The organism is Aureimonas pseudogalii (genome assembly GCF_014196835.1).
Classification (GTDB): Bacteria; Pseudomonadota; Alphaproteobacteria; order Rhizobiales; family Rhizobiaceae; genus Aureimonas; species Aureimonas pseudogalii.
The window spans coordinates 1,130,289-1,142,778 of record NZ_JACIEK010000001.1 but is presented as its reverse complement, the minus strand read 5'-3'; the positions used below and the strand labels follow the sequence as shown (position 1 = coordinate 1,142,778).

Sequence of the window (12,490 nt, the reverse complement as noted above, 5' to 3'; positions counted from 1 at the left end):
CCTATGCAAGTGGTGGACGCGAAACTCGATGTGCTTTCGACGCCGGGGCATCTCGTCAGTCTGGCCGCCCGCGGCTTCGCCCGTCTCAGCGAAGCGCGTCTGAAGCCACTGGGTTTCGGCGTCGGCACCCTGCCGGCGCTGGTAGCGCTCGAGGAAGGCCACGCCTCGTCGCAACGCGACCTCGCCCGGTTCGCCCGCGTCGAGCAGCCGACGATGGCGCAGATGCTGGCGCGGATGGAGCGGGACGGGCTGATCCGGCGGATGCCGGACCCTGCGGACGGACGCAGCCGTCGCATCGTGCTGACCGAGGCGGCTCGCGCCGGGCTTCCCGAAGCCTGTGCGGTCCTGTTTCAGGGCAACCGCGATGCGCTCGCCGGCTTCTCCGAGCGCGAGGCCGAGCAGTTCGTCGCGTTCCTGCAGCGCCTGATCGCCAACCTCGACGGCTTGGCCGAGCCGGGCGAGGTCGATCGGACGGCTTGAGCCGATCGTCGTGCCCGCCATCCGTCGAGACGCGGATCGGGCCTCCACCGGCGGCTCGCTCTTCCCCGCTGGAGGCGACCGGGCCTTATGCTCACGTCCAATAGAGGATGCGGCCGCCCGGAAGCTCGGCCGCCAGTCTCGTCTCGAAGAAGCGCCGCAGCGCGCTCATCGTCGGCGCGTCGTAGACCTGCTTCACCGCACCGAAGCGCGTGCGCTTCTCGCGCCGACCGGCCTCGCCGAGATCGAGGTCCGAGCCCGGATACCAGCTCCGGAGCACGGCCTTCGATCCCGGCGTGAAGCGATGGGTGATGAGCTCGACCGTCAGATCGCCGGCCGCGGCGACGTCGCCGAGGGCTGCCGCGACCTCCGCGACGAGCCCGCCATAGGCGTCCTGCCACCCCTCGGCGGCGATGATCGGCGCGATCGTCAGGCCGACCGGATAGCCGGCCTCCGCCATCCGCCGAAGTGCGCGCAGCCGCTCGCCGACGGGACTGGTGCCGCCCTCGAAGCGCGCGAACTCCGCCGGATTCAGCGAGGCGCGCATGCGGGTGCGTCCGCGATGGTCGAGGCCCAGAAGCGGCTCGACGGCCGCGAACTTCGTCGTGAACCGGAGTTGCACGTCGGCCTCCCACCGCCCGAACCGCTCGATCAGCGACGACAGCGAGCCGGTCAGATGCTCGATCGCGAGCGGGTCCGTATAGCAGGAGGCCTCGAAGGTCGTTCCCTCGCCGGCTCGCGCGGCGCTCTTCGACGTGACGACGCCCCGGCCGAGATGATCCGGCAGCACGCCGACGATCTCGTCGAGATTGGCGTAGACGCGGGTGATCGGCGGTCCTTTCAGCGAGCCCGCCAGATAGCAGTAGCTGCAATGGGCCGGGCACCCCTCGGCGAGATCCACCCGCCAGTCGGCACTCGGCGCGATCGGCTGCAGCCTCAGCTTGGAGGGCGGCGCGACGACCACGGCGAGCGTCGACTTCGCCTGCGCATAATAGCCACGGGCGTCGGAGTCGCGCTCCAGCGGCAGGCGATCGGACGCCAGGCGTTCGACGGGGATGCCGAGGGCTTCGACCCGCTCGACGATGACCCGGCCATGCGATCTCGCCAGCGCCGAGGGCGTGACGAGGACGCGTTTCGGTTGCCAGAGGCGGGAGGATCGGACGGTGCGCTCGGGTTGGTGAAGCATCCGCGATAACGCGAGGGACGGCGGACGCGTTCACCCGGTGCGACGATGCCGCCGCAAGCGGTGATCGTGTCGACGCGTCAGGGGGCTTAGCCGAGACGGAGGCTGGCGGCGCGCTTGTCGAGCACGCCGTTGATCGGTTCTCGATCAGCCGCCGCCGCCGGTGTTCCGAGCCTCTGTCTCCGGATGACGAGACGACGACAGCGACAGTCGCCGGCATTGGTCGAGCGAACACCGGACACGGCGTCACCTTCCCTTCGCGACGGATATGGAACGCCCGCTCTTGGATGTCTCCGCGTCAGTCGCTTCCCACGGTTCGAAGCGCAAGCACGATGGAGCCACGAAATCCGTCAGCCAAGTCGGTGTTGGCCGAAACGTCGGATGCCGCTTCCCGTTAACTTCGAAGACAAGGATTGTGAAATTCCTTTGGCCGCGGGATGGCCTTCACGGATTTACAAGTCGAGCGGAGCATTGTGGTCGAAAGCAAACGACCAGAGGCTCCGATGCCGCTCCACCGACTGTCGATACGTGCGCGCGTCGAGCCTTCTTTGGCCGACGCCGTTCTCGACGCCTTGGCGCATCCCGTCCTGACGTTCGACGACCGGGGCGAAGTGACGCTCGCCAACGCTTCGGCCCAGGTCTATCTCGGCGGTTGGATCGTCGGGCTGACGTTCGCCGATCTGTTCCCCGGTCACGAGCCGTTCGATCGGTTTGCGGCCAGCGGCAAGGAGATGAGCCTCACCTCGAAGACGCATGCCCGTTTCCGGGGCTTCATGGGTGCGGTCGGTGCGGGCGCACGGGTGCTCAGCCTGTTCCCGGACGAGGCCGAGGCACCTGTCGTCGTCCTCGACGAGGACGAGCTGACCGGGTTGCTGAAGCGCAACGGCCTCCACTCGCGGCTCGAAGGCGCCGTCGCCGCGACGGTCGAGGGGGGAGGGCGCGTTGCCGTTCACTGCATCGATCTCGATCGCTTCAAGCTGGTCAACGACACGCTCGGGCATGGGATCGGCGATCTCCTCCTGAAGAAGGTCTCGGATCGGATTCGGTCCGCCTGCCGCAAGGGCGACGGCATCGCCCGGATCGGCGGCGACGAGTTCGTCGTCGTCCAGACGGGCGTGGTCGATCCGCAGGATGCCGAGCGGCTGGCGACGCGGCTCGTCGAGCTGATCGGGCGGACCTATGTCCTCAGCGGCCATACGGTGAACATCGGCGCCAGCGTCGGCGTCGCGGTGGCCGAGCCGAAGAACGGTCCGCGCGACCTTCTTCGCAACGCCGATCTGGCGCTCTACGAAGCCAAGCGGGCGGGCCGAGGACGCTTCCGCGTCTTCGAAACGGGGATGGACGCCGCGCTTCGGGATCGCCGGGAGCTGGAGATCGATCTGCGACGCGCCTCGGCGCTGAAGCAGTTCGACGTCCATTACCAACCCTTCGTCGATCTCTACACCAACAGGGTCATCGGCTTCGAAGCGCTCATCCGCTGGGACCATCCCGTTCGCGGACGCGTGTCGCCCGTCGATTTCATTCCCCTTGCGGAGGAGACGGGCCTCATCTGCAAGATCGGGGAATGGGTGCTTCGAACCGCCTGCGCGACGGCCATGACCTGGCCGGAGGAGATGACCGTCGCCGTGAACATCTCCCCCGTTCAATTCCGGTCCGACGCCCTCGTACAGACGGTGCTGTCGGCGCTGGCGCATTCCGGCCTGCCCGCCCATCGGCTCGAGATCGAGATCACCGAAGGCGCGCTTCTCGAAAACACCGCGAACGTCCTGGCCACGCTCCATGCCCTGCGCGATCTCGGCATCAAGATCTCGATGGACGATTTCGGCACGGGCTATTCCTCGCTCAGCTACCTTCAGAAATTCCCGTTCAACAAGATCAAGATCGACCGGTCCTTCGTGCAGGGGGCCGACGAGGGCGGCGACAGCGAGGCCATCCTCAAGGCCATCGCGGGCCTCGGCCTCAGCCTCGGCATGGCGATCACCGCCGAAGGCGTCGAGACGCAGGAACAGCTCGCCCGGATCCGCAGCGAGCAGTGCACGCACGTCCAGGGCTACTTCACCGGCCGCCCGATGTCGGCCGACAGCATTTCCACTTTCCTGTCAGCATGAGACGCAAGATGTCAGAGACACTCCATCAGCTGGTCTACTACAGCCGGAACGCCGTATCGGGCGACGGGGCGAACTTCGCCGCCGAAGTGAATTCGATCCTGGAAGCCAGTCGGCGCAACAACGAAGCGGCCGGCATCACCGGCGCGCTCCTGTTCAACGCCGGCGTCTTCGCGCAGGTGCTGGAGGGCCCGCTCGAGGCGGTGGAGGCGACGTTCGAACGGATCCAGCAGGACGAACGCCATGGCGACGTGTCGCTGCTGGCGCTGGAGCCCATCGCTCACCGGTCCTTCACCCACTGGGCCATGGGCTTCGTCGGACAGTCCTGCGCGAACGCGCAGCGCTTCGCCGATGTCGGCCTCGCGAGCGGCTTCGATCCCGCCCGCCTCGGAGGGCAGAAGGTGCACGCCATCCTGTACGACCTGACCCTGGAAGAGGAAGCCGCCGCCGCTTGAGGAGGGCGGGTCGAAGGGTCTGGCCTGTGTCCCTACCAGCCCATCGTGCCCGGCTCGCCCTTGAACGGTCCCGCCACGCGGCGGGTGATCCAGCCGCCGTAGAAGCGGCCGGGCTGCGGCGTGACAGGTTCGCCGTCCACCCGGCAGCAATCGAAGGGCCCGGCGTAGAAGGCGACATGGTCGCGCAGCAGCTCGAAGGCGGGCGTCGGCGCCCGGTAGCTCCAGCCGACGGAGCGCAGCACCTCGGAGCCGATCACGACGTCCCAGTAGGTCGCCGCTCCCTTCCACTCGCAGAGCGAGCTGCCCGCGCCGCGCTGCAGCACGCCCGGCGCGATGTCGTCGAGCGGAACGTAGTAGCTCGGCGGGTGACTGGTCTCGAGCGTGCGCACCGTCCGGCGGCTGTCCACGAGCCGCGCGCCGCGATGCTCGATCACGACATGGGCTTGCGTGCGTTCGGCGATCGCGGGACGCGGATAGCGCCAGACGCTTTCGCCTCCGGGCATGACGGGATCGGGCCGTGGTCTCATCGTCGCTCCCATCGGTGAGCGAGGCGCTGCAGGCGCGGGCGAACGCGCAGGAACTGCCGGTAGAGCCGCTCCAGAAGCGAAAGGGCGATGGGCCCGCGAAACAGGAGACCGAGCGGGCGCAGGAGCGGAACGGCGCGCCACATGGCGGCGAACGCCGCGGCGCCGCCGACGAGGCGACCGTTCTCGCGGGCATGGAAGCGCGCGAGCAACTCGGCCCGGTCGAGCGGACAATCGGCCGGCTCGTCCGCTGCGACGTCGACGAAGCGGATGGCACCGCGCCGGTCGAGGCGGCGAACGAGGGCGATCTCGCGCGGGCACAGGGGGCACGAGCCGTCGTGCCAGACGGTCAGCTCGCTCACCGTGCCGCGCACGCTTCGAGGACGGCGGGAATGGCGGAGCGCAGCCGGAAGAAGCCGCGTCCGCAATGCGGCCAGGCCGCCTCGTCCCATCGCCGCCGGATGCGCAGCACGCCCGCCGGCAACGCCGCCGCCGAGGGGCCGAGCGGCGCCCAGGGCGTCACCACCGGCAGGTCGCCCGCCCAGCCCTCATCCCGCGGGACGACGGGACAGCCGAACCGGCGCGCCGCGTGCTCCAGTCCGTCCCGCATCGCGTCCCGGTCGGCCATCCGCACCGGTTCGGCGGCGTCCTCGGCATGGGCGAGAAGGCCGGCGACGCATCGAACGCGGGCGATCGGAAGCGTCTCCGGGTTGAGGTCGTCGAGATGGAGCAGCAGCGCGACGTCGCCGGCCGGCACCGCGTCGGCGGGGGCGAGCGGCGCCTCGCGCGGAGGCCGGTCTTCGTCCAGCGCGCGCCGGTTCTCGTCGAGCCCGGCCGGATCGAAGCGGCCTTGCGTGTAGCGCCGAATGTTCTCGGCGCGCGCGACGTAATGTTTGCCGCGCGTGTGAAGCCCCGCCACCCAGCGCCACGACAGAGTGTTGCTTGCCGGGTCGCCGTCGAGGAGATGGCGCATGAAGAAGGCGGCGCCGAGCGCCCAGGGCAGGCGCAGCGTGAAGATCCAGATCGAGGCGAACCACATGCGCGCGTGATTGTGCAGCCAGTTCGTCTCGACGAGCTCTCGGGCCCAGGCATCGAACGCATCGATCCCCGTGCGCCCTTCCACGGCCGCCGCATGGGCACGGCGCAGGCCCGGCTCCGCATCGAGACGCTCGCGTCCTGCAGCGGCAAGCGCCAGGGCGTCGCTCCAAGCGGCGGGATGGGTTTCGAGATGCCCCTTGAAGTAGGTTCGCCAGAACACCTCCGACGTGAACTTCTCGGCCGCGTCTTCGCCGAGCGTGGATCGCACCGCCGAAACGACCTCCTGTTCGCTCAGGAGGCGTCGTCGCAGGTAGGGCGACAGCGCCGAGGTCGTCGCGCGCGGGGCCGGCCCCCGGTCGAAATTGCGCATCGACGCATAGTCGGCCGCGCCCTCGCGCAGGAACGCGTCGAGCCGTTTGAGGCCGGCCTGACGGGTGATGGGAGGCTGCTCGTTCATGTCGCCATCAGGTGGGAGAGGAGGCCGTCCTGTCGATGCGACCAATGCGACGGAACATTCCGGGGCCCTTCGGACCCAGTGCCAGTCGCTTCGGTGCGGACCCGGCGCTTGGCGAGACGAGAATACGGAACGCGGGCAGGCCTCTGTCCCGGACGAGGCGGCCTCGTCGAGAGGCCTCGACGCGGAGGCGCCCAACCCGGCGCGGCGGGCGCTTCCGGAACTTCCGCTCGTCTCGACGCTTGGTCCTTTTCAAGACGAACGGGAGACGACCATGTCGAACATCACGGGACAGCAGCCGGGCCAGGATCTGCCGGACCCCATTCTGCCGGGAAGCGGCGACAACGACGTGATCGGGCGTCCCGACGGCGGCCCGGGGATCGGCAACGATCTTCCGACCAAGCCCGCGGGCACCAATCCGGCCAACGAGCCGGATCCCACGCTGCCAAACCCGGCCCTCCCCGGCATCGTTTGACGAGGAGAGGATCTGGCCATGGCAAACCCGACCAAGGCGTCGGACCCGGCCCCGTCGGGCGGAGGTTCAGATCGTGAGAGCGCAGCGACCAAGGCCGAGCCGCCAGAGCGCGTCGTTCCGGCGGGAGACGGCGCGGAACCGGACGCCCACCCGCCGCAGAACGAGCATGACGAGCAACTCATCACCGAGGAGTTCGCGGGGCTCGACAACGATCTGGTGAGCGTCGCGACGTTCGGCCAGCCGGCCTGGGACGACGACGGTCTCGATCCGCCCGACGAGGACGAGGATCGACCCGACCTTCCCGCCGAAGCCGCGGCGAAGCCCTCCGACACGGCCCGCAAGACCTGAGACGATACGAAAAACGCCCTTGCCGGGGGAGGACCGGCAAGGGCGTCTTGGGATGGCCTGCGACGGTGGGAGGAACCGTGCGGCCCGTTCGCTGCGGTCGTCGGGAGGAACAACCGCCGCGAAGCTCTCGAATTCGTCAGCGCGCCGATTGGCGGGCGAGGGCCGGGATCTCGGAGCGCGAGATGCCGAGATCGGCGAGTTCGCGCTGGGAGAGACGGTTCAGCTCGGCGGCCGTGTTGCGATACTGGCGCCAGGTCTGGAAAGAGCGAGCGAGGCTCATGGAATTATCCTTTCGGTCGGCTTCTCGTCGGTGGAAGCCGGTGCGGTTCGTTTCGACATCCGCAACATAAGAGCGGACGCGGTGCGGTAGGAGCGCGAAGTCGGAATGGCAGCCCTGCTGTTTCCAGCTATCGGCGCCGTGCACGGCACCCTTGCGGGAATGACGTGGATCTCGACGACACTCTCGCTGTCGAACCGATCGGCTGCCTCCGCCGAGGCGTTTCAAACCGTCGGCTTTTAGCGTCAACGCTCGACGATCTGCAGTCCGGGTCCGTCGAGCGCCACGCCGTCCTCTCGGACGAGACGCAGGAACGCCTCGACCGTCTCGCGGCCTTTTCGCCATCGTGCGTCCAGCGTGCCGGAGGAGAAGTCGAGCGCCTTGCCGACCACCTCGGCGCCTTGCTCCGCGTAGGTCAGGGTGGCGAGTGTCAGGCTTGGCTCTCGATGCGACGCATAGCTCTCGCGCCACCGGGCGAGCGAGCGACGGGACTGCGCGGCGAAGATCAGATCCTGCATGCGACAGGCGGCCTCCGTGAGCGTGCGCGGCAGCGCCTGGGCGCGCGGCAGGAGATCCGCCGCGAGGCACAGCGTCGGTCGCACCGGCGGCGAGGCGAAGAACGGATCGAGCGCCAGATTGGCCGAGACGCCGCCGTCGATCAGCCACCGCCCATCGATCTCGACGGGCGGAAACAGCACGGGAAGCGCCGCGCTCGCCCGGACGTGGTCGGCCTCGATCCGTCGCTCCGAGCTGTCGAACACGACGTCGTCGCCCGTTTCGAGATCGACGGCGGTCGCGGTGTAGCGGCAGGGTCCGGCGTTCAGGTGCTCGAAATCGACCTTCGCCGCGAGCATGCGGTGCAACTCGTCCGTGCCGTAGATCGCGGGCCCCCCGGTGCCCGACAGGACGGGGCCGAAGATCCCGGGGCGCCCGGCGGCGAGCGTCCAGTTCGCGGCGGCCGTGCGGCGAAGCGCGTCGGGCGCCAGGGACCACCAGGCGGCACCGTCGAAGGGCGTGTGCCAGACCCGCGCAGGACCTCCACTCGCCCGGTGGGCTGCTTGCCTGCGATCAGCGCGCCGTTGATCGCGCCGATCGAGGTGCCGATGATCCAGTCCGGCTCGAGCCCGGCGCGATGAAGCCCCTCGTAGACGCCGGCCTGGAACGCGCCGAGCGCATTGCCGCCACCAAGCACGAGCACCAGATCGACATCGCCGCCGAGGATCTCGCGGCGCGTCAACGCCATCGTCTGCGCGTTCCCGCGGACGTGGCGAGCCCGAGAAGGATCGCGCCAGCGCCGGCGAGCGCCAGACCCAGCACCGCGGGCGGCAGCTTCTGGAGCTCCAACGCCGCGCTGGAGGCGCGAGCGGCGACCTTCTGACTTCCACGAAGCGCACCGTCGTCCCGTGGCTGGAACAGGTTGTCGCGGCGCGCGGGGTTGCCGGGATCGTTCGGCATCTGCTGCATGCGCGTTCCCACGAGTTCCATCAGGCGGTCGGTCATGCGCGGCGCCAGACGCGACATCGCCGAGCCGAATGGCCCGAAGCCGCCGGCATAGAGCTGTCTGCGGCGGTGCGTGCAGGCGAACAGCACGGCGTCCGCCACCACGCTCGGATGGTAGAGCGGCGGCGGCAGGCGGGGCGGGGCGTCCATGAAGTTGCGCGCATGCTCGGGAAACGGCGTGTCGATCGACGCGAGCTTCACCAGCGTCACCGAGACGTTGGCGTTCTCGCGTTCGAGTTCCATGCGCAGCGTGTCGGTCAGCGCCTGCATGGCGTGCTTGGTGGCGGAATAGGGCCCCTGCTGGAGGATCGCCCGGTCCGACAACATCGAGCCGATGTTGACGATGGTGCCGCCGCCGCGCCCGCGAAGATGGCGCGCGGCGGCGAGCGAGCCGTGGAGAACGCCGAAATAGTTGACGTCGAAGATCCGGCGATGATCCTCGACCGGCACCTGATCCAGCGTGCCGTAGGCGCCCGTGCCTGCATTGTTGATCCAGGCGTCGAATCCGCCGAAGGCGCGGACGGCGGTCTCGACGATGCGCTCGGCCGAGGCCTCGTCGGCGACGTCGGCGGCGAGGATCGCCACCCGCCCACCGGCATCGACCAGGCGGTCGCGAATGTCCGCGAGCGCGGCCTCGTCGCGAGCGACGAGCACCACCGCCGCGCCGCGGCGAACCGCTTCCTCCGCCGTGGCCAGCCCGTTGCCGCTGGTGGCTCCGGTGATGACCAGAACCTGAGCGCGCAGACGTTTGCGTCTCATGATCTTCCTCCGTGGTGCGGCGATCGGCGAGTCGAGGGGGTGGCGAGACCGCCACCCCCGAGCGGACCGTCTCAGTCGTCCGCTTCGGCGTTCACCGAGGTTTCGGCGAGGTCGGAGAGAATGTCGTCGGTGTTCTCCTCCTCGATCAGCGTCTCCTTGAGGAGAGCCGCCGCGTCTTCGAGGCCGAGCTGGTTGGCCCAGGCGAAGAGCGTGCCGTAGCGGGTGATCTCGTAGTGCTCCACCGCCTGTGCGGCCGCGATGATGCCGGCGTTCAGGGCTTCCGATCCCGCGAACTCCTCCATGACCTCCCGGCCATCGGCGATGATGCCGAGAATGGCCTTGCATTCGACGCCCTCGGGCTTGGCGTCGATCAGCCCGAACACCTCGTCCAGCCGCTGGATCTGCGCCCTGGTTTCTTCGAGATGCACGCCGAGAGCGGTCTTGAGATCCGTCGAGGTCGCGGCCTCCATCATCGGCGGAAGGGCCTTCAGGATGGCGTTCTCGGCGAAGTAGGTATCCTTGAGCTGGTGCAGGAAGAGATCGTTCAGGGTCTGGTCGGCCATGGGTGGGCTCCTCGCGGGCGGTTCGCGCCGTCGGTGGGATCGGGCGGTCCTGCTCGACGCAGGACCGGACCAGACCGAAAGGCACGCTTACGGCCTTCGTTCCCCGCTGGACCTTTAGGCGGAACCGGGTCGGCGACCGCCGCTTCGCGGCCGTGGATCTCGAGGCTCGAACGGCCCCGGTCGGCGGCCGCAACCGACTGCGGCGTAAGCCTAAGGCGACTCCCGGCCCGTTCCCAACGCTCACGTCATATCCTCTGCGGGAGATCGGACATGGTACGGAATCCGCGAAGCCGGAGACGGCGCAGGACCGGGCGCGCATGGCCCGACGCTTCACCGGGACATCGAGATGGAGGCGGAACGATGCGCGCCCGCGCCGCCCGGACCTCCGTCGTCAGGCCGTGTGTTCGCCGAGAGGATGGGGCAATTCGTCCGTCAGTTCGCGGGCGAGGTAGCCGATGCGGCCGATGCGGTGTGAAAGCCGGCGTCCGGCTTCCGCATGGAGAAAGACGCCCCATTGCACGGCGAGGAGGGCCGGCGCGCCGCGGGCCAGCAGTCCGGCGATGACACCAGCCAGCACGTCGCCGGACCCCGACGTCGCCATTCCGACGCCGCCGCCCTCGCAGGACCACAGGGATCCGCCGGGTTCGCAGATGAAGGTCCGCCCGCCCTTCATCGCCACCACGCCGCCGATCGCCTCGGCGGCGCGCAAGCCGGCCACCGCCGGGTCCTTCTCGACGGCATCGCGATCGAGGCCGAGGAAGGTCGCCATCTCGCCGGCATGCGGCGTGATGGCGAGGCGTCCCTCGCAGGCCCGAAGCGAGCCGGGTTCGTCGCGCAGGCTGGTGATCACGGCGGCGTCGAGAACGAAGCTCGCGCCTTCGACGCGCTCGATCAGCGCCAGGATCAGGGCGCGCGCGCCCGTCTCCTCCATCATGCCGGGGCCGACGAGGATCGCCTGCGCGTTTCCGGCATCCTCGATCAACCGGTCGACGGAGCGCGGATCGATCTCGCCCTTCTCGGTTTCCTCGAGGGCCAGGACCCGCGCTTCCGGCATGGCCAGCGCCAGATGCGGCGCGAGCGAGGCGACCGTCGCGATCTGCAACTTGCCGGCGCCCACCCGAAGCGCGGCAGTGGCCGCCAGAAGCGCCGCGCCGGGCACTTCGCGGCTGCCGGCGATGATGAGCACGGCGCCGCGCGCGTCCTTGTCCGAGCTTCCCTCCAGCGCCGGGAGGGGGGAGCCGAGAAGCAGCGCGCGATCGACGGCCCCTGCCGGCATCGGGCCGCCGTCCATCAGCCGGCCGCCGCGGACTTGGCGTCCGGCTCGGCCGTCACCGGGGTTCCCCGGCGCTCCATCGGCGCCACGAAATTGTAGCGCTCCAGCTGGAGCCGGGCCTCCCCGTCGTCCGTCGGCGCCAGCCGATATTGCGTGACCGCGCAGTTGGCGACGTCGCTCTTGCGGTCGATTTCGAGAATCTGCGCCTCGTCCAGCCGCTCGATGATGTAGCGAAGGCAGAGCACGACGACCTGATGACCGACGATCAGGACACGCCGCCCGCCATAGTGCAGCCCGACGGCGTCGAGCATGGCGCGCAGCCGGAGGATCACGTCGCACCAGCTCTCGCCGCCCGGCGGGCGATGGTAGAACTTGCCGAGGATGCGGCGGAACTCCGCCTGTTCGGGATAGTCCTCCAGGATGCCGCGGGTGGTCAGCCGGTCGAGGACGCCGAACTCCTTCTCGCGCAGGCGCTCGTCGGTGACGATCTCCCGCACGGCGAGGCCCGCGCCCTCCACGAGCAACTCGGCGGTCTCGCGGGCTCGGATGTAGGGCGAGGAGAGAACGTGTTCCGGCCGCTCGTCCTCGGCCATGGCGCCGAACCAGGCGCCGACCGAGCGGGCCTGCTCGCGGCCGAGGGGGCTGAGGGGCACGTCGACGTCGCGGTGGGCGATGTCGATCCGGGCCAGATCGCCCCCCATGGCCGCCTCGCGCGCGACATTGCCGAGACTTTCGCCGTGACGGACGATCCAGAGGTGAGAAGGCCAGGTCATCTTGGGGGGCACGCAAACTCGCCAGGGTTCGAGAGCACGGAGAGGATCCGCGAAGGACCGGCGCGCCGGGTGTGAGGAAGGCTAGGGGCCTTCCAGCGTCCGCTCGCTTCCACCCCGCGACCTGATCGAAGAATCGTTCAGGCAGGCTTGCGTTCCCTGCCGGTTCCGGCCGGTAACGTGGCCGGCTGCGTTTCCACTCGTCCGGCCCTTCGAAGCCGCGAGCGCCCCCATCCGGGTGATCGACGATGTTTGTCAGACCGGCAGGAAAAAGCGCATGCCCGGCCAA

General features: G+C 69.3%; 17 protein-coding genes. 6 read left to right on the top strand and 11 right to left on the bottom strand.

What is annotated here, in order from left to right:
- Nucleotides 1-12: 12 nt before the first annotated feature.
- The gene (locus tag GGR04_RS05490) at nt 13-480 is read left to right on the top strand and encodes a MarR family winged helix-turn-helix transcriptional regulator (protein ID WP_312857400.1); all 468 of its coding nucleotides are present in this window, start codon (nt 13-15) and stop codon (nt 478-480) included.
- A 91-nt stretch (nt 481-571) separates the two neighbouring features.
- On the opposite strand, the gene GGR04_RS05485 is transcribed toward GGR04_RS05490, so the two are convergent.
- The gene (locus GGR04_RS05485; protein ID WP_183198626.1) at nt 572-1,663 is read right to left on the bottom strand and encodes an SPL family radical SAM protein; all 1,092 of its coding nucleotides are present in this window, start codon (nt 1,661-1,663) and stop codon (nt 572-574) included.
- A 500-nt stretch (nt 1,664-2,163) separates the two neighbouring features.
- On the opposite strand from GGR04_RS05485, the gene GGR04_RS05480 reads away from it, so the two are divergent.
- Both GGR04_RS05480 and GGR04_RS05475 read left to right on the top strand, forming a co-directional pair.
- Nucleotides 2,164-3,768: a putative bifunctional diguanylate cyclase/phosphodiesterase gene (locus tag GGR04_RS05480; protein ID WP_183198623.1), complete on the top strand. Its 1,605-nt coding sequence runs from the start codon at nt 2,164-2,166 to the stop codon at nt 3,766-3,768.
- An 8-nt stretch (nt 3,769-3,776) separates the two neighbouring features.
- Complete coding sequence (locus GGR04_RS05475) at nt 3,777-4,220, top strand: BLUF domain-containing protein (protein ID WP_183198621.1); 444 nt, start codon at nt 3,777-3,779, stop codon at nt 4,218-4,220.
- Between the two features lie 32 nt (nt 4,221-4,252).
- Here the strand turns inward: GGR04_RS05475 and GGR04_RS05470 are convergent, their stop codons facing one another.
- The 3 genes from GGR04_RS05470 to GGR04_RS05460 are packed head-to-tail and all read right to left on the bottom strand — an operon-like array spanning nt 4,253 to nt 6,239.
- Complete coding sequence (locus GGR04_RS05470) at nt 4,253-4,747, bottom strand: DUF427 domain-containing protein (protein ID WP_183198619.1); 495 nt, start codon at nt 4,745-4,747, stop codon at nt 4,253-4,255.
- Nucleotides 4,744-5,106, bottom strand: a complete 363-nt coding sequence (locus GGR04_RS05465) for a thiol-disulfide oxidoreductase DCC family protein (RefSeq protein WP_312857399.1) — start codon at nt 5,104-5,106, stop codon at nt 4,744-4,746. The genes GGR04_RS05470 and GGR04_RS05465 overlap by 4 nt, the downstream gene beginning before the upstream one ends.
- Entirely contained in the window at nt 5,103-6,239 is a 1,137-nt protein-coding gene (locus GGR04_RS05460) for an FAD-binding domain-containing protein (RefSeq protein ID WP_183198615.1), read from the bottom strand. The genes GGR04_RS05465 and GGR04_RS05460 overlap by 4 nt, the downstream gene beginning before the upstream one ends.
- Before the next feature lie 271 nt (nt 6,240-6,510).
- On the opposite strand from GGR04_RS05460, the gene GGR04_RS05455 reads away from it, so the two are divergent.
- Together GGR04_RS05455 and GGR04_RS05450 are read left to right on the top strand one after the other, a co-directional pair.
- Nucleotides 6,511-6,711, top strand: coding sequence for a hypothetical protein (locus GGR04_RS05455; RefSeq protein WP_183198613.1), 201 nt, complete (start codon nt 6,511-6,513; stop codon nt 6,709-6,711).
- 18 nt (nt 6,712-6,729) lie between these two features.
- A complete protein-coding gene (locus GGR04_RS05450) occupies nt 6,730-7,059 on the top strand; it encodes a hypothetical protein (RefSeq protein WP_183198611.1) in 330 nt (109 codons plus the stop codon).
- Nucleotides 7,060-7,195: 136 nt separating this feature from the next.
- Here GGR04_RS05450 and GGR04_RS05445 read toward each other — a convergent pair whose 3' ends face one another.
- Nucleotides 7,196-7,339, bottom strand: a complete 144-nt coding sequence (locus GGR04_RS05445) for a DUF1127 domain-containing protein (protein ID WP_183198609.1) — start codon at nt 7,337-7,339, stop codon at nt 7,196-7,198.
- Nucleotides 7,340-7,444: 105 nt separating this feature from the next.
- Here GGR04_RS05445 and GGR04_RS24245 point away from each other — a divergent pair, with 105 nt between their 5' ends.
- Nucleotides 7,445-7,579, top strand: a complete 135-nt coding sequence (locus GGR04_RS24245; protein ID WP_281383028.1) for a hypothetical protein — start codon at nt 7,445-7,447, stop codon at nt 7,577-7,579.
- A 2-nt stretch (nt 7,580-7,581) separates the two neighbouring features.
- Here GGR04_RS24245 and GGR04_RS05440 read toward each other — a convergent pair whose 3' ends face one another.
- The 6 genes from GGR04_RS05440 to GGR04_RS05415 all read right to left on the bottom strand — a co-directional run bounded on the left by GGR04_RS05440 (nt 7,582) and on the right by GGR04_RS05415 (nt 12,204).
- The gene (locus tag GGR04_RS05440; protein ID WP_183199051.1) at nt 7,582-8,190 is read right to left on the bottom strand and encodes a patatin-like phospholipase family protein; all 609 of its coding nucleotides are present in this window, start codon (nt 8,188-8,190) and stop codon (nt 7,582-7,584) included.
- Complete coding sequence (locus tag GGR04_RS05435) at nt 8,157-8,579, bottom strand: patatin-like phospholipase family protein (protein WP_183199027.1); 423 nt, start codon at nt 8,577-8,579, stop codon at nt 8,157-8,159. Before GGR04_RS05435 ends, GGR04_RS05440 begins: the two co-directional genes overlap by 34 nt.
- Nucleotides 8,570-9,595 (bottom strand): SDR family oxidoreductase, encoded by a 1,026-nt coding sequence (locus GGR04_RS05430; RefSeq protein ID WP_183198607.1) that lies wholly within the window; start codon nt 9,593-9,595, stop codon nt 8,570-8,572. The genes GGR04_RS05435 and GGR04_RS05430 overlap by 10 nt, the downstream gene beginning before the upstream one ends.
- Nucleotides 9,596-9,666: 71 nt before the next feature.
- A complete protein-coding gene (locus tag GGR04_RS05425; RefSeq protein ID WP_183198605.1) occupies nt 9,667-10,158 on the bottom strand; it encodes a YciE/YciF ferroxidase family protein in 492 nt (163 codons plus the stop codon).
- 391 nt (nt 10,159-10,549) lie between these two features.
- The gene (locus GGR04_RS05420; protein ID WP_210291625.1) at nt 10,550-11,434 is read right to left on the bottom strand and encodes an NAD(P)H-hydrate dehydratase; all 885 of its coding nucleotides are present in this window, start codon (nt 11,432-11,434) and stop codon (nt 10,550-10,552) included.
- 14 nt (nt 11,435-11,448) lie between these two features.
- Nucleotides 11,449-12,204 carry a histidine phosphatase family protein gene (locus GGR04_RS05415; RefSeq protein WP_183198601.1) on the bottom strand — a complete coding sequence of 252 codons (756 nt, stop codon included), beginning with the start codon at nt 12,202-12,204 and terminating at the stop codon, nt 11,449-11,451.
- Nucleotides 12,205-12,490 lie beyond the last annotated feature (286 nt).

What these genes read in the sequence shown, in the direction of transcription:
- GGR04_RS05485 (WP_183198626.1), bottom strand. Translation starts at nt 1,663, where the DNA reads ATGCTTCACCAACCCGAGCGCACCGTCCGATCCTCCCGCCTCTGGCAA.
- GGR04_RS05480 (WP_183198623.1), top strand. Translation starts at nt 2,164, where the DNA reads ATGCCGCTCCACCGACTGTCGATACGTGCGCGCGTCGAGCCTTCTTTG.
- GGR04_RS05475 (WP_183198621.1), top strand. Translation starts at nt 3,777, where the DNA reads ATGTCAGAGACACTCCATCAGCTGGTCTACTACAGCCGGAACGCCGTA.
- GGR04_RS05470 (WP_183198619.1), bottom strand. Translation starts at nt 4,747, where the DNA reads ATGAGACCACGGCCCGATCCCGTCATGCCCGGAGGCGAAAGCGTCTGG.
- GGR04_RS05460 (WP_183198615.1), bottom strand. Translation starts at nt 6,239, where the DNA reads ATGAACGAGCAGCCTCCCATCACCCGTCAGGCCGGCCTCAAACGGCTC.
- GGR04_RS05455 (WP_183198613.1), top strand. Translation starts at nt 6,511, where the DNA reads ATGTCGAACATCACGGGACAGCAGCCGGGCCAGGATCTGCCGGACCCC.
- GGR04_RS05450 (WP_183198611.1), top strand. Translation starts at nt 6,730, where the DNA reads ATGGCAAACCCGACCAAGGCGTCGGACCCGGCCCCGTCGGGCGGAGGT.
- GGR04_RS05445 (WP_183198609.1), bottom strand. Translation starts at nt 7,339, where the DNA reads ATGAGCCTCGCTCGCTCTTTCCAGACCTGGCGCCAGTATCGCAACACG.
- GGR04_RS24245 (WP_281383028.1), top strand. Translation starts at nt 7,445, where the DNA reads ATGGCAGCCCTGCTGTTTCCAGCTATCGGCGCCGTGCACGGCACCCTT.
- GGR04_RS05440 (WP_183199051.1), bottom strand. Translation starts at nt 8,190, where the DNA reads ATGCTCGCGGCGAAGGTCGATTTCGAGCACCTGAACGCCGGACCCTGC.
- GGR04_RS05435 (WP_183199027.1), bottom strand. Translation starts at nt 8,579, where the DNA reads ATGGCGTTGACGCGCCGCGAGATCCTCGGCGGCGATGTCGATCTGGTG.
- GGR04_RS05430 (WP_183198607.1), bottom strand. Translation starts at nt 9,595, where the DNA reads ATGAGACGCAAACGTCTGCGCGCTCAGGTTCTGGTCATCACCGGAGCC.
- GGR04_RS05425 (WP_183198605.1), bottom strand. Translation starts at nt 10,158, where the DNA reads ATGGCCGACCAGACCCTGAACGATCTCTTCCTGCACCAGCTCAAGGAT.
- GGR04_RS05420 (WP_210291625.1), bottom strand. Translation starts at nt 11,434, where the DNA reads ATGCCGGCAGGGGCCGTCGATCGCGCGCTGCTTCTCGGCTCCCCCCTC.
- GGR04_RS05415 (WP_183198601.1), bottom strand. Translation starts at nt 12,204, where the DNA reads ATGACCTGGCCTTCTCACCTCTGGATCGTCCGTCACGGCGAAAGTCTC.